The organism is Brevundimonas sp. Leaf363 (genome assembly GCF_001424025.1).
Lineage (GTDB): Bacteria > Pseudomonadota > Alphaproteobacteria > Caulobacterales > Caulobacteraceae > Brevundimonas.
This window is the reverse complement of record NZ_LMPZ01000002.1, coordinates 1,506,827-1,524,535: the sequence shown is the minus strand read 5'-3', so window position 1 is coordinate 1,524,535 and position 17,709 is coordinate 1,506,827. Positions and strand designations below refer to the sequence as shown.

The following is a 17,709-nucleotide window of genomic DNA, read 5'->3' as shown; positions in this document are numbered from 1 at the left end:
CCGCCGCGTTGCAATCGGGGGCGACCGCCACTAGGTTCCGCGCCTCATTTTCAGGGGCGCCGGCAAGGGCCGCCCACGCGGGGAGATTATCGTATGGGCGCTCCGGCTGACGGCGGCATGATGGGCATGGTTGTGCAGTTCCTGCCGATCATCGCCATCTTCGTCCTGTTCTACTTCCTGATGATCCGGCCGCAGCAGAAGCGCGCCAAGGAGCATCAGGTGCAGATCTCGGCGATCAAGCGCGGCGACACGGTCACCCTGTCGAACGGCATGATCGGCAAGATCACCCGCGTCGAGAACGACGAAGCCATGGTCGAGATCGCCCAGGGCGTGAACGTCCGTGTCGTGAAAGGCATGATCTCCGAAGTGCGCAACCGCACGGCGATCGCCGCCGCCAACGACACCAAGGCCTGAAGCCGGCCTCGCCGGTAACCCGCCATGGTTCAGCTGTCGCGCTGGAAAGTCATCGTCCTCGTCATCGCGACGATCCTGGGCATCCTGTTGGCGATGCCCAACCTGCTGTCGCCTGCCCAGCGCGCGGCCCTGCCGGGCTTCCTGCCCAAGAACGGGCTGAACCTGGGTCTCGACCTTCAGGGCGGATCGTATCTGCTGCTGGAAGTCGATGTGCCGGCGATGCGCGAAAAGCGCGTCTCCAATCTGGTCGAGGACGTCCGCACGACGCTTCAGGAAGCCGGAATCTCGACGAACGGCCTGCAGCGCGAGACCGGCGGCGTTGTCGTGTCGATCGCGGACGCCGCCCGGTATGATGCTGCGTACGAAGCTGTCCGCGGCCTGATCGGCGCGCCGGGCCCGAATGGCCAGGTCGAGCGTGCTGCGACCCGCCTGTCCAACAACCGCATTCGCCTGGCCTTTACCGACCAGGCGCTCAACAGCATGGGCGCCAGCGCCGTCGACCAGTCCATCGAGGTGATCCGTCGCCGTCTGGACTCGTCGGGCACCAAGGAAATCAACCCGGTCCGCCAGGGAGCCGACCGCATCGTCATCCAGGCTCCGGGCCAGAGCGATCCGGCCGAACTGGAACGCCTGATCGGCCAGACGGCCCAGCTGACGTTCCAGATGGTCGATACGGAGAACTCGGTCCAGGAAGCCGCCGCCGGCGCCGTGCCGCCAGACGCCGAGCTGCTGGCTGACGCCAACGGCCAACCCTATCTGGTCAAGCGCCGCGTCCTGGTGTCGGGCGAGAACCTGACCCGCGCCACGGTCGGCGCCGACCAAAGCGGTCGTCCTGCGATCGACTTCCGCTTCGACGGCGCGGGCGCGCGTCGCTTCGGCGCCGCCACCGCCGCCAACATCGGCAAGCCCTTCGCCATCATCCTGGACGGCAAGGTCGTTTCGGCCCCGACCATCCAGGGCGCCATCACCGGCGGCTCGGGCCAGATCACCGGCAGCTTCACGATCGCCGAGGCTTCGGAGATGGTGAACCTGCTTAACGGGGGCGCGCTTCCGGCGCCGCTGAAAGTCGAGGAACGCCGGACGGTCACGGCCGAACTGGGCGCCGACGCCGTGTCTGCGGGCGCGTTGTCGACCGCCATCGGCTTCATCATCATCGTCACCTTCATGATCCTGGCCTACGGACTGCTGTTCGGCGGCGTGTCGGTGATCGGCCTGGTGCTCAACGGCATCCTGATCGTGGCCGCCATGTCGTTGACCCAGGCGACGCTGACGCTGCCGGGCATCGCCGGTCTGATCCTGACCTTCGCCGTGGCCGTCGATGCCAACGTGCTGATTTACGAGCGGATGCGTGACGAGGCTCGGGCGGGTCGCAGCGTGATCGCCAGCATGGACGCCGGCTTCAACAAGGCCATGGGCACCATCATCGACGCCAACCTGACCACCCTGGTCGCGGCCGGCATCATGTTCGTGTTCGGCCAGGGCCCGGTGCGCGGCTTCGCCTGGACCCTGACCATCGGCGTATTCACTTCGATGTTCTCGTCGGTGCTCGTCGCCCAGGTGCTGCTGGCCTATTGGCTGAAAGTGGCCAAGCCCAAAAAACTGCCGATCGCGGAGTAACGAAGATGCGTGGTTGGCCTCTCATCAAACTGCTGCCGCAGAAGACGAACCTGCACTTCGTGAAGCACGCCCGGCTGGCCGGCGTCTTCTCGGTCGTGCTGTGCATCGCGGCGATCGTGTCGTGCTTCTATCCCGGCCTGAACATGGGCATCGACTTCCGTGGCGGCGCCGTCATGGACGTCACCCGCTCGGACGGCCAGGCGCTGGACCTTGGCGCGGTGCGTGGCGCGGTCAGCGAGCTGGGCATCGGAGACGTGGGCGTGCAGGGTGTTGATTCGCCCGCCAGCGCCCTGATCCGTTTTCAGGTGCCGGAGAACCAGGAACAGACCGTCATCGTCCAGCGCGTGCAGGGCGCGGTCAACGAGGCGGTCGGGTCGCCGGTCACCTACTCGGGTGTCAGCGTCGTCGGCTCCAAGGTGTCAGGCGAACTGTTTACCTCGGGCCTGCTGGCGTTGGGCGTCGCGATCGGCCTGATGTTCCTCTACATCTGGTTCCGGTTCGAGCCGCAGTTCGGCTTCGGTGCCGTGGTGGGCCTGCTGCACGACGTGATCCTGACGTTCGGCCTGATCGTGTTGTTCCGCATGGAGTTCAGCCTGAACATGGTCGCCGCCGTGCTGACGGTGATCGGCTATTCGATGAATGACACGGTCGTGGTGTTTGACCGCCTTCGCGAGAACCTGCGCAAGTACAAGACCATGCCGCTGCGCGACGTGATCGACCTGTCGCTGAATGAGACGCTGAGCCGCACCATCATCACCGGCGTGACCGCCGTCATGGTGCTGGCGGCGCTGGCAGTGTTCGGCGGCGAGGCCCTGTTCGGCTTCTCCATCGCCCTCATGTTCGGCATCATCATCGGGACCTATTCGTCGATCTATGTCGGCGCGCCGATCATCCTGTTGTGGGGCGTTAAGCGCGGCGAACTGACCGAAGACGCCAAGGCCATCAAGCTGGGCGCCGCCAGCCGGCCGTGAGTTTCTCCCTCCCCCTTGTGGGGAGGGAAGACCGCGAAGCGGGCGGGGTGGGGAAGTTCGGAAACGGATGTCCTTTCGAACCCCACCCGTCTGATGCATCACGTCAGCCACCCTCCCCATGAAGGGGAGGGAGATATATGGTGCCGCTTCGACTCAAAGGGGGAGCCGCCATGTCCAAGATACTGACCAACTTCCGCACCACCATCTTGCTCAGCCTGGCGCTCGCCATCGGCATGATCCTGGCCTGGGGGCGGACCGCGCCCGGCGGGTTCGACCTGATCTTCTGGCAAGCGGTCGCGCGCTGGACCCACGTGGTCGCGGGCATCCTGTGGATCGGCCTGCTGTACTACTTCAACTTCGTCCAGATCCGGGTCATGCCGTCGATCCCGGCCGAGCTGAAGCCAGCGGTCAGCAAACACATCGCGCCCGAGGCGCTGTTCTGGTTCCGCTGGGCGGCGCTGGCGACCGTGGTGGCCGGTCTGGCGATCCTGGGCCTGCGCGGTCACGCCTATGCGTCCGAGGTACTGAGCTTCGGCATGGCCGGCGGGCTCGTGTCGGGCGACCAGGCCTATATGCTGCTGGGCACCGGCATCTGGCTGGCCATCATCATGTTCCTGAACGTTTGGGGGATCATCTGGCCGAACCAGAAGCGCGCCCTGGGCATCGTCGTCGTGGACGACGAGAAAAAGGCCAAGGCGGCCAAGATCGCCATGCTGGGCAGCCGCACCAACCTGCTGCTCAGCCTGCCGATGCTGACGGCCATGGCCATGTACCAGACGCTTTTCGGCTGATCCGATGACACCGGGTCGTCTCGCCTTCGTGCTGATTCTGCTGGGCGAGATCGTTCAGTGGGGCGGCATCGTGATCGGCGGGGCGGCCTATCCCGGCTACGATCCTTTACGCCAGTACATCAGCGAGCTGGGCGCGACCGGCGCCGTCACCGGATCGATGGTCAGCTGGTGGTTCTTCGTACCCAGCGGCGTCTTCATCACCGCCGGCTGCCTGATCGCCGCCTGGATCATGCGACGCAGCGTGCCGGGCGTGATCGGCTGGGTGCTGCTGGCCTGGTACGGGGCCAGTCTCACCGGGGCGGGCGTCTATCCGTGCGAGTTCGAATGCGCGCGCAGCGAGGCGACCTTCAGCGCCCTGATGCATGATCTGGTGGGCGGGACCGGCTATCTGGCCGTGCCGATCGGTATCTGGCTGGCGACGGCCGCCGCGAAGATGGGCCGACGGTTCGTGGCCTTCGGTGTGATCTGCGGCCTGCTGACGGTCGTGGGCTTTGCGGGCGTCGTGGCCGATCCGGAGTTCGGTGGGCTGTTGCAGCGCGTGCTGGAGGTGGCGGTGACGGTCTTCCTGCTGGTCTCCGCCTGGCTGCTGGCCAAGGGGCGGCGGGTCACCGCACCGGCATGAGCGCCGATTTCGACGCCCAGGTTCGCGCCGCCGATCCGGACCGCTGGCTGTCCAGCCGCTTCGTGAACGATCCGACCAAGCGCGCCGATCTGATGGTGCTGTACGCGCTGGAGGCCGAGCTGCTGACCATCCCCACGCGCGTGACCCAGCCGCTGCTGGCCGAGATGCGCTACGCCTGGTGGAGCGAGCAGCTGGAGGGCGTCTTCTCCGGCGATCCCCGGCGCGGCCATCCGATCCTGGAGGCGCTGGCGGATGTCGCGGCCCGGCGGGGCCTGACGCGGGCGCCGTTCGACGCTTTGATCGAGGCGCATATCCAGCGCGTCCACGGCGCCAAGCACGATCTGAACGCCTTCTACGTCGGGCCCATGCAGGCGGCGGCCAAACTGCTGGGCGGGGCCGGGCTGGACCTAGTGGTCAGCGAGGCCGCTCACGTCTGGGGCCTCGGTCAGGTCGGGCGCCGGGATGAGGCCCGGGCCGTGCGGCCGACCGCCAATGCGGCGCTGAAGCTGTTGCCGCCCGACGCGTTTCCAGCGGTGGCCCATGCGGCCCTGACCAAGCGGGACGAGCCCGAGGCATTCAAGCGGCTGCGGCTGATCTGGGCGGCTCTGACCGGGCGGATCTAGCGCGGCGCGCCGTCCGGCCACTCCAGCACCTCGGTCGGCCAGACCCGGCGGTTGGGCGAGCCGGTGTAGACCCAGTCGAGCAGGCGCTGGACGCCGCGCACGGCGGTGCGCTTCGTGGTCGGGGCGGTCGGCAGTTGGTGCATCCGGCGCGCCCAGTCGGGGAGCAGATCGGCGCCCGCCGCCATGATCAGCCCGCCTGCGAAATCCTCCGCCGCGCCGCCGACGCGCTGGCGCAGCACCAGTTGCGCGACCTCGAACGTGCGCGCGTCGGCCTTCAGCTGAGGACGCATCGACTGGATCAGAGCCTCGGCTTCAGCGCGATTGGTCGGCACGGGATCGGCGCCCAGGGCGTGGGCGATGGGAGCCATCTCGGCGATGTAAGCGTCCTGATCCGCCGCGCTCATGGTCGGCTCGGCGTAGCGGACCCAGGCAGCCAGGAAGCTGGTGATCTCGGTGACGTGGACCCAGGCCAACAGGGCCGGGTCACTGACGCGGTAGAGCGTCCCGTCGGGCAGACGGCCGCCGAGCTTGTCGTGGATCGAGCGGACACGGTCGATGGCGGCCTGTCCCCGCTCGGCGTGGTCATAGGTCGTGACGGCAATGAACTTCGCCGTGCGGCGCAGGCGGCCGTGCATGTCGGCGCGGAAGTCCGAATGGTCCCAGACGCCCGCCAGCACCGCCGGGTGCAGCATCTGCAGCAGCAGGCCCGAGACGCCGCCGATCATCATGGTGACGATGTCGCCGTTGACCCGCCAGGCGACGCTGTCCGTCGGAAACATCGCATCGGCCCGGCGCAGGGCCGGCCGCTCGCCGCGCTCATAGTCGTTGAACAGCTGGTTGATCCGCTGGCGGATGGCGCGCTTGGCCAACTCCACGGCTCAGGCCTGACCGGCGGCGGGGCCCCAGAGGGCGATCTTGCGGTCCAGCCGCTTCACCTCGTCCTCAAGCCGCGCCTTCTCGGACTTCATGTCGACAGGCGTGCCGTCATCGTAGCTGAGGGTCGCGCCCTTCGAGATCAGGTCGAGGCGGTAGATCAGGGTGACGCGCCGCGCCGTCAGCCGTTCCAGTTCCTCCGACATCAGGCCACGTCCCGCCAGGCCTTCAGCGCCTCGATGGCGCGCTCGCTCATCAGCCGCTTCTTCGCGCGGCCGCGATCTTTGGGATGGATGCGCTTGCCCTCGGCGTCCTGACGTGGGGCCTCCAGCGGGGGTAGCAAACCATAATTGATGTTCATCGGCTGGAACTTTGAGCCCGCCAGATGGCCGCCGGTGATGTGTTCGACCAGCGCCCCCATCGCGGTCTCGGGAGGCGGTGGGGCCAGGTCGCGCCCCAACGCCTGCGCGGCGGCGAGGCGGCCGGCCAGCAGGCCCATGGCGGCGCTCTCGACATAGCCCTCCACCCCCGTCACCTGACCGGCGAAGCGCAGGCGCGGTTCGGACTTCAGGCGAAGTTGCCGGTCCAACAGCTTGGGCGAATTGAGGAAGGTATTCCGATGTAGCCCGCCCAGGCGCGCGAACTGGGCGTCCTGCAGGCCCGGGATCATGCGGAAGGTCTCGGCTTGGGCGCCGTGCTTCAGCTTGGTCTGGAAGCCCACGATGTTGAACAGGGTGCCGAGCGCATTGTCCTGACGCAGTTGGACAATGGCGTGGGCCTTCACCGTCGGGTCGCGCGGATTGGTCAGACCGACGGGCTTCATCGGGCCGTGGCGCAGGGTCTCGCGGCCGCGCTCGGCCATCACTTCGATGGGCAGGCAGCCGTCGAAGTAGGGGACGTTCTCCCACTCCTTGAACTCGGCCTTGGGGCCGGCGAGCAGGGCGTCGATGAAGGCGTCGTACTGTTCCTTGTTCATGGGACAGTTGACGTAGGCGGCCGCGTCGCCGCCGGGGCCTTCCTTGTCGTAGCGCGACTGGCGCCAAGCGATGTCGAAGTCGATGCTGTCGGCGTGGACGATCGGCGCGATGGCGTCGAAGAACGACAGGCTCTCCTCGCCCGTCGCCGTCAGGATAGCGTCGGCCAGGGCGGGGGAGGTCAGGGGCCCGGTGGCGACGATGACGTTGTCCCACTCGGCGGGCGGCAGACCGGCGATCTCCTCGCGCACGATGGTGACCAACGGATGCGCTTCAAGCTTCGCAGTCACCGCCTGACTAAAGCCGTCGCGGTCCACCGCCAGCGCCCCTCCGGCCGGCACCTGATTCATGTCGCCGGACGCCATGATCAGGCTGTCCAGCGCCCGCATCTCGGCGTGCAGCAAGCCGACGGCGTTGTACTCCCAGTCGTCCGACCGGAAGGAGTTGGAGCAGACCAGTTCGGCCAGACCGTCTGTGTGGTGAGCGTCGGTCCTGACGCCGGGCACGCCGCGCATCTCGTGCAGGATGACGGGCACGCCGGCCTGGGCGATCTGCCAGGCGGCCTCGGAACCGGCGAGACCGCCGCCGATGATGTGGATGGGCTTGGGGGAGGTGGACATCGCGGCTTTCTAGACACGCAATGCGCCTACGTCAGCCCGTGACAGGCGAGCATGCTGGCGTCTGTCACACCTGACCGCCTATGGTGCCGGTGGAGTTGGGGGTCTGATGGTCCGTGGGACGGAACATCGTCGGCGGCTGAAAGTCGGGGCGGCGCTGAGCGACGGCCTGGGGGCCGTGCCGCGCCTGTGGGCGGGGGCGTGGGGCGTTCTGCTGTTCGCCGTGATGCTGGCTCTTATCGCGCCGTGGGTTCCACACGGCTTCGGCAGTGTCGTCTACGGCTTGGGGTCAGGCCTCGCCATGTTGGCCGCCTGGGGCGCGCTGTGCCGCCTCGCGGCGACGCCGGACCGGGCCGCGGCCGAGCGGGCAGGGCTGCGCGCCGGCGGCTTTCAGCTGGGCAAGCTGGAGGCGAGGATCGTCTTCGCCGCCTTCCTGAACCTGTTGTTTCTATCGATGATCCTTGTCGTGCTGGCGCTGGTCGTGCTGGCGATCTTCGGCATGGCGACGGCGCTTGATCTGGAGGCGCTGCGGGCGCGGAACTGGGCTGCGGCGGGACCCGCGTGGCAGCTCGCGATGATCGCCGCGGTCGCCGCCATCGCCGTCACGGTGCCGATCCTGCTGGCCGTACGCTTGGCGTTATTTTCTCAAGCCACAGCAGGGCGGGGGTATACGGTGTCGCTGAACACCATGGGGATCGCGACGGGCTCGTTCTGGCCTCTGCTGGCGGTGATCACCGTGGCCATACTTCCGATGGCGCTGCTTATGGCGGCCGTGGTGAGCGGCGTCCCATACGCCGGTCATCCAGCGGTCGTGGCCGCAGTGCTGGCCTGGGTGCAGGCGCCCGTGGCGGCCGGCGTTCTAGGCGCAGCCTACAGACAGCTGGAATACTGGGCGCCGGCATAGACCGGACTAACGGGGGCGGGGACGTGGCGAGGAGATTCGAGATCGAGACGGCGCTGAGCGCACCGTTCTCACTGGCGAATCAACGACCGTTGACGGTGTTCGTCTGGGGCTTGCTGAGCCTGCTGCCCGTGTTGCCGATCTTCTTAATGGTCATCCCCATATGGGCCGCCGCGGCGCAATCCGGCCATGCCCCGGACGAGGCGACGTTCAGCCGGATCATGGCGGCCAATGTCTTCGCGCAGCTAGGTCAGCTGCTGCACTGGGTCGCGTCGGTTGTGGTGATGACAGCGGCGATCCGCGCCGTGCTGGCTGACCGCACGAAGGCGGAGAAGGCTCCCTTTTCCCTCGGCTTCGGCATGGCCGAGCTTATGGTCGCCGTGGCGTTCATCGCTCTGCTGCTGATGGTCTATGGCGTGCTGATCTTGGTGGCCATGCTGGGTGTGGCCTTCGGCGTCGCCGTCTGGGGTCTCGGGGCGCCGTGGAACGGTCTGCTGATCGCGCTCTACGGTCTGGCTGCGTTCTTGAGCGTCATTTGGCTCGCGCTGCGGCTGAGCCTGCTGTGCGTCGTCTCGGCCGACCGCCGAACACTGGATCTGCCCGCAGCCTGGCAGGCCACCAAAGGTCATGTCGGACGACTTCTGCTACTGTGCCTGCTGCTCTGGCTGGCGAGCATTGCTGTCGGGTTGATATTCCTTGCTCTGATGGCGCCGCTTGGCCTCGGAGCATTCTTCCTCAGCGGTCTTCGCTTCGAGATGTTCGGGCACGGTTCACCATTGCCCGTGCTCAATCCTACGTCCATCGCTGTTGTCGCGGTCGCCGGTGTTCTGTTCAGCATGGCGCTCTGCTGGTTTACAGGCCTGTCGCAGGCCATGTGGGCCGCGCCCTTCGCCTCGGTCTGGAAACAGATGAGGGCAAGCGCCGCCGTGAAAGCGGCTGACGCGGCCGCTCGCGATGCGTTAGGCTCGCACGAACTCTGAGGGGATGCGCCATGTCACTATCCGCGACCGAAGCCGCCTTTGAGGGCTTTCGCGTAGCGCGCCGGAGCCCATTGGCCATCGTTTGGTGGTCGGGCGCCTATCTACTGATGTTCGCCGCCGTCTTCCTGATCGGTGGACCGGCGCTGGTGCAGGTGATGGCGCAGGCCCAGGCGCTGGAGAGCGGCGGCGACCCGTCGATGGACGACATCCGTGCGCTGGGCGAAAGCTACGCGGCCTTCATGGGCTGGATCGTCCCGCCGGCCATCATCATAGGAGCCATGCTGAACGCCGCGGTCGCCCGTGCCGTCATCCGCCCCGCCGAGAGCGCGTTCGGCTACCTCCGCCTTGGCATGGACGAGGTGCGCGTGTTCGTCGTCAGCCTGGCGCTGGGCGTCCTGGTCGCAGTGGCGGCCATGGTGATCTTTGGGGTTATCGGGGTGTTGGCCGGATTCGCGAGCGCCTCGGGTCAGTCCTGGATGTGGCTTATTATCGTGCTGGCGTCTTTGGCAGGGATCGCCGCGATCGTCTGGCTGATGGTTCGTCTCAGCCTCGCCATTCCCATCACTTTGGCCGAGCGGCGGATGGCCGTCCTTTCGTCCTGGGGGCTGACCAAAGGCCATTTCTGGCCGCTGTTCGGAATCGCTGTGATCGCCGCGATCATGAGCATCATTGTGTCGCTGCTCGGCGGCATCGTCGCGGCGCCGCTGACGCTGCTGACGGGCGGGCTGAACACCCTGAGCAGTCAGGAAGGCGCTACCCTTGTCGAGTTGATCCAGGTCGGCTGGCCGGCGCTGCTGGCCTGGGGCGTCATCAACTCGGTGCTCTCCGCTTTGCAGATCGCTGTGCTCTACGCCCCGTTCTCGGCCGCCTATCTGCAGCTGCGGGGTGCGGCCCCGACCGAGTGATCGGGGCCAGCTGATGCGCGCCTAGGCTCTTTTGCGGACCTTCGCGGGCTTGGCGTCCGCAAGGCTCGCCACGCGCGCCTTGCGGCGGGTCTCGTGGCGGTCCAGCACCTCCTTGAGGTATTTGCCGGTCCAGCTGGCGGGATTGGCCGCGACCTGTTCGGGCGTGCCGACCGCGACGATCTCGCCGCCGCCGTCGCCGCCCTCCGGCCCGAAGTCCAGGATCCAGTCGGCCACCTTGATGACGTCGAGGTTGTGCTCGATGACCACGATGGTGTTGCCCGTTTCGACCAGTTCCTGCAGCACTTCCAGCAGCTTGCGCGTATCTTCGAAGTGCAGGCCTGTGGTCGGCTCGTCGAGGATGTAGAGGGTCTTGCCGGTGGCGCGCTTGGCCAGCTCCTTCGACAGCTTGACCCGCTGGGCCTCGCCGCCGGACAGGGTGGTGGCCGGCTGGCCGACCTTGACGTAGCCCAGACCCACCCGCTCCAACGTCAGCATCTTGTCGCGGATGGGCGGCACGACCTTGAAGAAGTTCGCCGCCTCTTCAACCGTCATGTCCAAAACATCGGATATGCTCTTGCCCTTGAAGACGATTTCCAGCGTCTCGCGGTTGTAGCGCTTGCCCTTGCAGACGTCGCAGGTGACGTAGACGTCGGGCAAGAAGTGCATCTCGATCTTGATGACGCCGTCGCCCTGGCAGGCCTCGCAGCGGCCGCCCTTGACGTTGAAGCTGAAGCGGCCGGGGCCGTAGCCGCGCGCCTTGGCCTCCGGCAGGCCGGCGTACCAGTCGCGGATCGGGCCGAAGGCGCCGGTGTAGGTGGCCGGATTCGAGCGAGGGGTGCGGCCGATCGGCGACTGGTCGATGTCGATGACCTTGTCGAAATGCTCCAGACCTTCGATCCGGTCGAAGGGGGCGGGCGCGTCCGACGCATTGTTCAGGCGGCGCGCGGCGGCCTTGTAGAGGGTCTCGATCGTGAAGGTGGATTTGCCGCCGCCCGACACGCCGCTGACGCAGGTGAAGACGCCTACCGGAATCTCGCCTGTGACGCTCTTCAGATTGTTGCCCGAGGCGCCGGAGATGCGCAGCAGCTTCTTGCGGTTGATCGGTCGGCGGCCGTCCGAGGGGATCTCGATCTCGCGCGCGCCGGTCAGATACTGGCCGGTCAGCGACTTCGGATTGTCCATCACCTGCTGGGGCGTGCCCTGGGCGCAGACCTCGCCGCCGTGGACGCCGGCCGCCGGGCCCATGTCGATGACGTAGTCGGCGGTCATGATCGCCTCCTCGTCGTGTTCGACCACCAGGACCGAATTGCCGAGGTCACGCAGGCCCTTGAGGCTTTCCAGCAGCCGGGTGTTGTCGCGCTGGTGCAGCCCGATGGACGGTTCGTCCAGGACGTAGAGCACGCCGGTGAGGCCCGAGCCGATCTGGCTGGCCAGCCTGATCCGCTGGCTCTCGCCGCCGGACAAGGTGCCGGAACTGCGCGACAGGTTCAGATAGTCCAGGCCGACGTTGTTCAGGAACCGGAGGCGATCGTTGATCTCCTTCAGGATCCGCCGGGCGATCTCTAGTTGCTTCTCGGTCAGCTGCCCGTCCAGCGCCTCGAACCAGGCGTGGGCCTTCTTGATCGACAGCATGGAGATATCGGCGATGTCCTCGCCGCCGACCTTCACGGCCAGGGCCTCGGGCTTCAGGCGCTTGCCGCCGCAGGCCTCGCACGGGGTTTCGGACTGGAAGCGGCCCAGCTCCTCGCGCACCCAGGCGCTGTCTGTTTCGCGCCAGCGACGCTCCAGATTCGGCAGCACGCCCTCGAAGGTCTTGGACGTCTCATAGGTGCGGGCGTTGTCGTCGTAGCGGAACTTGATCTTGTCCGACCCCGATCCATGCAGGATCACGCTCTGAGCCTTGGGCGGCAGCTCGCGCCAGGGCTTGTCCATCGAGAAGCCATAGTGCTGCGCCAGCGCCTGCAGGGTCTGGGTGTAGAGCGGCGAGGGCCCGCGCGACCACGGCGCGACGGCGCCCTTGTGAAGGCTTTTGTCGCGGTCCGGCACGACCATGTCGGCGTCGAACGCCAGCTTGACGCCCAGGCCGTCGCAAGTCGGGCAAGCGCCGAACGGGTTGTTGAACGAGAACAGCCGCGGCTCGATCTCGCTGATGGTGAAACCGGAGACCGGGCAGGCGAACTTCTCGGAGAAGGTGATGCGGCGCGGCGCGGTCTCGCCTTCGTTGGTGTTCGCCCATTCCGCCACCGCGATGCCGTCCGCGAGACCCAGGGCGGTCTGCAGGCTGTCGGCATAGCGCGGCTCCAGCCCCGCCTTGGTGACGATGCGGTCCACGACGATGTCGATGTCGTGCTTGAACTTCTTGTCGAGCGCCGGGGCGTCCTCGATGGCGTAGAACTCGCCGTCAATCTTGACCCGCTGGAAGCCGGAGCGCTGCCACTCCGCCATCTCCTTCTTGTACTCGCCCTTGCGGCCACGCACGACGGGGGCCAGCAGCAGGATGCGTTCGCCGTCGGCCAAGGCCGTCAGCTTGTCGACCATCATGGAAATGGTCTGGCTCTCGATCGGCAGGCCGGTCGCCGGCGAGTAAGGCACGCCCACGCGCGCCCACAGCAGGCGCATGTAGTCGTGAATCTCGGTGACGGTGCCCACGGTCGAGCGCGGATTCTTGGACGTCGTCTTCTGTTCGATGGAGATGGCCGGCGACAGGCCCTCGATCAGGTCCACGTCCGGCTTGCCCATCAGCTCCAGGAACTGCCGGGCGTAGGCGCTGAGGCTCTCGACATAGCGACGCTGGCCCTCGGCGTAGATGGTGTCGAACGCCAGGGACGATTTCCCGGAGCCCGACAGGCCGGTCATGACGACCAGCTGCTCGCGCGGGATGTCGAGATCGACGCCCTTGAGATTGTGTTCCCGCGCGCCGCGCACGCGGATGAAGTTGTGCTTTTCGATCATGCTGCCAGGAATCGGGGGCCGGAAACGCGAAGAGCCGGACGGGGGTCCGGGGGCGAACGACCCCATATGGGGATCAATCGCGTCGATTCAGCAAGAACAATATAAGAACGTACGTCTCAGCGGTTGCCGGTCGGATACCGCCATGCGTCGGCGGCGGCCTTCATCGGGGCGCGGGCCTTGGCCTGGGTCTCCGCATACTCGGCCTTCGGGTCGCTGTCGGCCACGACGCCGGCGCCGGCCTGGACGAAGACCTGTCCGTCCGCGAACATCAGGGTGCGCAGGACGATGCAGATATCCGCCTCGCCCGACGCGGAGATGTAACCGACGCCCCCGCCATAGCCGACGCCGCGCTTCTCGGTTTCCAGCTCGTCGATGACTTCCATGGCCCGCACCTTGGGCGCCCCTGACAGGGTGCCGGCAGGCAGGGCGGCCAAAAGGGTGTCGACGGCGTCCAGTCGAGGGTCAGCCTGGCCCTGCACGTCCGAGACGATGTGCATGACCTGGCTGTAGCGTTCGACCTTGAAGCTCTCGGTGACCTCGACCGTGCCGGGTGCGGAGACGCGGCCGACGTCGTTGCGACCCAGATCCAGCAGCATGAGGTGCTCGGCCAGCTCTTTCGGATCGGCCAGCAGTTCGGCCTCCAGCGCCAGATCATGCTCGGGCGTCTCGCCGCGAGGCCGAGTGCCGGCCAGCGGGCGGATGGTGACGCGGCCGTCTTTCAGCCGGACCAGGATTTCCGGGCTCGAGCCCGCCAGCTGGAAGCCGTCAAAGTTAAGGAAGAAGAGGTAGGGGGAGGGGTTCTGACGACGCAGGGCGCGATAAACAGCGAAGGGATCGCCGTCGTAGGGCGCGGCGAAGCGATGGCTCAGCACGACCTGGAAAATGTCGCCGGCACCGATGTAGTCCTTGGCCGCCGCGACCATGTCTGCGAAGCCGGCCTGGGAGACGGCAGTGACGAAGTCGGGCGCATCCTGAGGGACAGCCTCGGCCAAGGCGGGCAGGGGGCGTCGCAGGGCGGTCTCGAAGCGGTCAAGCCGGCCGACGCAGGCCTGGAAGGCGGCCTCGGCGTCCATGCCGCCGTCCGGATAGGCGGCCGAGACCAGCACGATCTCTCGCTTCACCGAATCGAAGATGGCGACCAGGCCAGGCCGCGTCAGGACGGCGTCGGGCAGGTCCAAGGGGTCCGGATTGGCTTCGCCCAGCGGCTCCAGCAGCCGGACCATGTCATATCCAAACACGCCGAAGAGGCCCGCAGCCATGGGCGGCAGATCGGCCGCCAGCTCTAGCCTCGACGCGGCGATCAGAGCGCGCAGGGAGTCTAGCGTGGGGTCGCTCTCAGGCGTGAAGCGGCCTTGGCCTATCGCGTCGCCGCGCGCGACCTCGGCCGACAGGCCCCGGCAGCGCCAGACCACGTCCGGCTCCAATGTCAGGATGGAGTAGCGCGCGTTGACCGCGCCGCCTTCGACCGACTCCAGCAGGCAGGCGTACAGCTGATCCCGGCCCACCTTCAGGAAGGCCGAGACGGGCGTCTCCAGATCGTCGATCAGCCGCCGGACCAGCGTCTGCGGGCGTCCGGCGCGATAGCCGGCCGCGAACGCGGCGAAGTCCGGGGCGGCGGCCTCCTCCGTCCCCACGACCGTCAGCGCGCGGGCGCGGCAGGCGCCGGGGCGCCGGGGGCGGCCGGGGTGTCGGATAGACCCAGCGCCTGACGAGCCAGGACCGGATCGTTCTTGGCTTTGACATCGCGCGCACCGGCCGCGATCGAGCTCTGGATCATGGCCTGGACGATGTCCTGGGTGATCCGCGGACGGGCCTGTTCGACCAGCGGCGCGGCCAGCGCCGGCACGGCGGCGTGTATCCGATCGACGCGGCCGACGACATAGCTGGACTGGGCGTTCGGCAAGCTGAAGACCTGGCCCGCACCTTGGCCGAACAGTCCTTGCAGCACGCCTTGGCCGAGGGCCGTCTGGCTGTCGCGCGACTGCTGAATGCCGGCGCGGGTGACCAGCGTCGCATTGGCCGAGGCGGCGACGGCGGCGATGTCCTGGCCCGAGCGGACGCGGGCTGCCAGTTCCTCGGCCTTCGCAGCCAGCAGGCGGGCTTCCTCACGCAGTTTCCACTGCTCCGTCAGCGGGGCGCGGACCTCCGCGATGGCCGGTAGGGCGGACGGGCGGATGTCGTCCACACGGACGGCGAAATACTGGCCCTGGCCGGCGTCGACGATGTCGCTCTCGCCACCCTTGGAAAGACCCCAAGCCGTCGAGAAGATCTGCTCAGGCGCCTGCAACGGCTGGCCGTTGGGCAGCTTTCCGTCCTGGGTGAAGGGCGGCAGGGTGATGACACGGGCGCCGACCTCCTGGGCCGCATCCGCCATCGACTTGCCGGCCTGGCGCGCACGCTCATAGGCCTCGACGCGGGCGTAGGTCTTCTGGCGCGCCTCCTCCTGCCGCAGCTCCTCGACGATGGCGGCGCGCGAGCCTTCCAGCGTGGCGGGCTTGGCCGGGGTGATGGCGGTGACCTTGGCGACGGTGAAGCCGACGCCGGCCTGGATCGGATCGGAAACCTGGCCCGACTGCAGCGCGAAAACGCCGGCGCCGACCGCTTGGTCGCCCAGAACGGTGCGCGGCGAGTCGGTGTACTCGGCCGGCTCGATGCTGTTGGCGCGGCCCACGTCGGCCGGCGACTGGCCGGCCCGCAAGGCGGCGGCGATGCGGTCGGCCACCGCGCGGCTGGGCGCGGTCAGCGTCACGAAGGTGCGCTTCTCCGGGTCGGACAGGGCGTCCCGGCGGAAGTTGAAGCGTTCCGTGATCTTCGCGTCAGGGATCGTCGCGGCGCTATCGGCGGCCGTCGGGGTGAACAGGGCGACCGAGGCGACGCGGAACTCGGGGCGACGCAGGCGCTCGGCGTTTTCCTGGATGAAGCTGTTCAGTTGGGCGTCGGTCGGGTTGGCGACGGCCCCGGCCATGGCGGGCGTGACCAGGAACCAGCGTCCATCGCGCGTCTCCAGCGCCTGACCGGCCAGCAGGGCGGCGTAGATACGCGGCGCGCGCGCGCCGGCGAAGACGCCGGCGGCGAAATGCTCGGTGGCGTACTGGTCGCGGAACTCCTGTTCGAGCTGCGCGGGGGTGGCGTTCTGCTGGGCCAGGGCCTGCTCGTACTGCGCCTGATCGAACTGACCGGTGACCTGATTGAAGAAGGCCGGGATCTTGCGGATCTGCTTGATGATCAGGGCCTGACCGGGACGGATGCCGGCCTTCCAGGCCCAGGCCAGAAAGCCCTTCTGCTGGGTCTGGCTCTCAAGGAAGCGGGCGTCGATGTTCTCGTCGACCATGTCCTGGATCGACACCGGACGACCGGCCTGTTCCTGCAGATTGGTCCGCACCCGCTCGAAGTCCGCGCGGTATTCCGCGCCATCCACGCTGCGGTCGCCGGCTGTGATGACATGCTTGGTTCCGAAGGCGCCGAAGACGTCCATCTGCGAGCCGACGACGGCGAAGCTGATCATCAGAAGGACGAACAGCACGATCGCGACGGGCGATTTGGCGAAGTTGCGGAAGTGGGAAATCATCAAGGAAACTCGACGGGCCGATGGCCGGTGACGCCTGGAAGGGCTGCAGCCGTATAGTGGCACGGCGGCCCCTCCCGCAAGCGGATGGCCTTGGCGAGCGGCGCGATACCGCCTAGACACCGCCGCCATGAAACAATCCGTGAAGCTGATCGTCGGAAACTGGAAGATGAACGGCGCCGCCGGCGGCCTGGAGCAGGCTCGCCTGCTGGCCGAGGCCCTGAAAGACCAGCCGACCGCCAATCAGGTCGTCCTGTGCCCTCCCGCGACCCTGCTGGAGCGGATCGGGTCGGCCGTAGCCGGATCGCCCATCCAGATCGGCGCCCAGGATTGCCGGGCCGAACCGTCCGGCGCCTTTACAGGCTGCGTTTCCGCCGAGCTGGCGAGTGAAGCGGGCGCGGCGTTTGTCATTCTAGGCCATTCGGAGCGGCGCGCCGGCTTCAGCGAGTCCGACGAATTGGTTGCGGCAAAGGCGCGCGCCGCACTGGCCGCCGGACTGACCCCGATCATCTGCGTCGGGGAGACGCTGGAGCAGCGCGACGCTGGCCAGGCGGCTGATATCGTCGAACGCCAGGTCCGCGCCTCCGTGCCGGACCAGGCACGCACTGCGGCCTTCGCCGTTTCGTACGAGCCTGTCTGGGCCATCGGCACCGGCCGTACGCCGACGCTGGACCAGATCGCCGAAATCCATGCTGTGGTGCGCCGCGTACTGGCCGAGCGCTTCGGATCAGCCGGCGAGACGGCGCCCATCCTGTACGGCGGCTCGGTCAATCCGAAGAATGCGGCGGATATCCTGCATGTCGAGGGTGTCGGCGGCGCTTTGGTCGGCGGAGCCTCTTTGAAAGCTGACGACTTCCTGGCCATCATCCGCGCGGCTTAGCTTACCGCTATTCCCTATCGCCCC

General features: G+C 67.5%; 16 protein-coding genes. 10 read left to right on the top strand and 6 right to left on the bottom strand.

The annotated features are described in order from the left end of the window. Window positions 1-93 precede the first annotated feature (93 nt). From yajC to ASG17_RS10665, 6 genes are all read left to right on the top strand, one after another. Window positions 94-414 carry a preprotein translocase subunit YajC gene (yajC, locus tag ASG17_RS10690; protein ID WP_056102879.1) on the top strand — a complete coding sequence of 107 codons (321 nt, stop codon included), beginning with the start codon at window positions 94-96 and terminating at the stop codon, window positions 412-414. A gap of 24 nt (window positions 415-438) precedes the next feature. Continuing rightward, on the top strand, window positions 439-2,031 hold the full coding sequence (gene secD, locus ASG17_RS10685; protein ID WP_056102876.1) for a protein translocase subunit SecD: 1,593 nt from the start codon (window positions 439-441) through the stop codon (window positions 2,029-2,031). 5 nt (window positions 2,032-2,036) lie between these two features. Then, window positions 2,037-3,002 (top strand): protein translocase subunit SecF, encoded by a 966-nt coding sequence (gene secF / locus ASG17_RS10680; protein WP_056102873.1) that lies wholly within the window; start codon window positions 2,037-2,039, stop codon window positions 3,000-3,002. A gap of 170 nt (window positions 3,003-3,172) precedes the next feature. Continuing rightward, window positions 3,173-3,793: a urate hydroxylase PuuD gene (locus tag ASG17_RS10675; RefSeq protein ID WP_056102870.1), complete on the top strand. Its 621-nt coding sequence runs from the start codon at window positions 3,173-3,175 to the stop codon at window positions 3,791-3,793. A gap of 4 nt (window positions 3,794-3,797) precedes the next feature. Next, entirely contained in the window at window positions 3,798-4,415 is a 618-nt protein-coding gene (locus ASG17_RS10670; protein ID WP_056102867.1) for a DUF998 domain-containing protein, read from the top strand. Further along, window positions 4,412-5,038 carry a squalene/phytoene synthase family protein gene (locus ASG17_RS10665; protein WP_056102864.1) on the top strand — a complete coding sequence of 209 codons (627 nt, stop codon included), beginning with the start codon at window positions 4,412-4,414 and terminating at the stop codon, window positions 5,036-5,038. The genes ASG17_RS10670 and ASG17_RS10665 overlap by 4 nt, the downstream gene beginning before the upstream one ends. Here ASG17_RS10665 and ASG17_RS10660 read toward each other — a convergent pair. Genes ASG17_RS10660 through trmFO form a run of 3 tightly spaced genes read right to left on the bottom strand, consistent with a single transcriptional unit; the run spans window position 5,035 to window position 7,505 of the window. After that, window positions 5,035-5,913 carry an oxygenase MpaB family protein gene (locus ASG17_RS10660; protein ID WP_235560408.1) on the bottom strand — a complete coding sequence of 293 codons (879 nt, stop codon included), beginning with the start codon at window positions 5,911-5,913 and terminating at the stop codon, window positions 5,035-5,037. The two genes, ASG17_RS10665 and ASG17_RS10660, sit on opposite strands and share 4 nt — an antisense overlap. Window positions 5,914-5,916: 3 nt before the next feature. After that, the gene (locus ASG17_RS10655) at window positions 5,917-6,117 is read right to left on the bottom strand and encodes a hypothetical protein (protein ID WP_056102858.1); all 201 of its coding nucleotides are present in this window, start codon (window positions 6,115-6,117) and stop codon (window positions 5,917-5,919) included. Then, window positions 6,117-7,505, bottom strand: a complete 1,389-nt coding sequence (gene trmFO / locus ASG17_RS10650; protein ID WP_056102855.1) for a methylenetetrahydrofolate--tRNA-(uracil(54)-C(5))-methyltransferase (FADH(2)-oxidizing) TrmFO — start codon at window positions 7,503-7,505, stop codon at window positions 6,117-6,119. Before trmFO ends, ASG17_RS10655 begins: the two co-directional genes overlap by 1 nt. A 106-nt stretch (window positions 7,506-7,611) precedes the next feature. Here trmFO and ASG17_RS10645 point away from each other — a divergent pair, with 106 nt between their 5' ends. The 3 genes from ASG17_RS10645 to ASG17_RS10635 are packed head-to-tail and all read left to right on the top strand — an operon-like array spanning window position 7,612 to window position 10,288. Next, the gene (locus tag ASG17_RS10645; RefSeq protein WP_056102852.1) at window positions 7,612-8,406 is read left to right on the top strand and encodes a hypothetical protein; all 795 of its coding nucleotides are present in this window, start codon (window positions 7,612-7,614) and stop codon (window positions 8,404-8,406) included. 23 nt (window positions 8,407-8,429) lie between these two features. Continuing rightward, on the top strand, window positions 8,430-9,383 hold the full coding sequence (locus ASG17_RS10640) for a hypothetical protein (RefSeq protein ID WP_162238788.1): 954 nt from the start codon (window positions 8,430-8,432) through the stop codon (window positions 9,381-9,383). A gap of 11 nt (window positions 9,384-9,394) precedes the next feature. Next, the gene (locus tag ASG17_RS10635) at window positions 9,395-10,288 is read left to right on the top strand and encodes a hypothetical protein (RefSeq protein ID WP_056102846.1); all 894 of its coding nucleotides are present in this window, start codon (window positions 9,395-9,397) and stop codon (window positions 10,286-10,288) included. Between the two features lie 21 nt (window positions 10,289-10,309). On the opposite strand, the gene uvrA is transcribed toward ASG17_RS10635, so the two are convergent. The 3 genes from uvrA to ASG17_RS10620 form a co-directional block, all read right to left on the bottom strand. Next, window positions 10,310-13,240, bottom strand: a complete 2,931-nt coding sequence (uvrA, locus tag ASG17_RS10630; protein ID WP_056102843.1) for an excinuclease ABC subunit UvrA — start codon at window positions 13,238-13,240, stop codon at window positions 10,310-10,312. A 116-nt stretch (window positions 13,241-13,356) separates the two neighbouring features. Then, complete coding sequence (gene trpE, locus ASG17_RS10625; protein ID WP_056102842.1) at window positions 13,357-14,874, bottom strand: anthranilate synthase component I; 1,518 nt, start codon at window positions 14,872-14,874, stop codon at window positions 13,357-13,359. A 5-nt stretch (window positions 14,875-14,879) separates the two neighbouring features. Then, window positions 14,880-16,808, bottom strand: coding sequence for a peptidylprolyl isomerase (locus tag ASG17_RS10620; protein ID WP_056102840.1), 1,929 nt, complete (start codon window positions 16,806-16,808; stop codon window positions 14,880-14,882). A gap of 127 nt (window positions 16,809-16,935) precedes the next feature. On the opposite strand from ASG17_RS10620, the gene tpiA reads away from it, so the two are divergent. After that, window positions 16,936-17,685 (top strand): triose-phosphate isomerase, encoded by a 750-nt coding sequence (gene tpiA, locus ASG17_RS10615; RefSeq protein WP_056102838.1) that lies wholly within the window; start codon window positions 16,936-16,938, stop codon window positions 17,683-17,685. The last annotated feature ends 24 nt before the right edge of the window (window positions 17,686-17,709 follow it).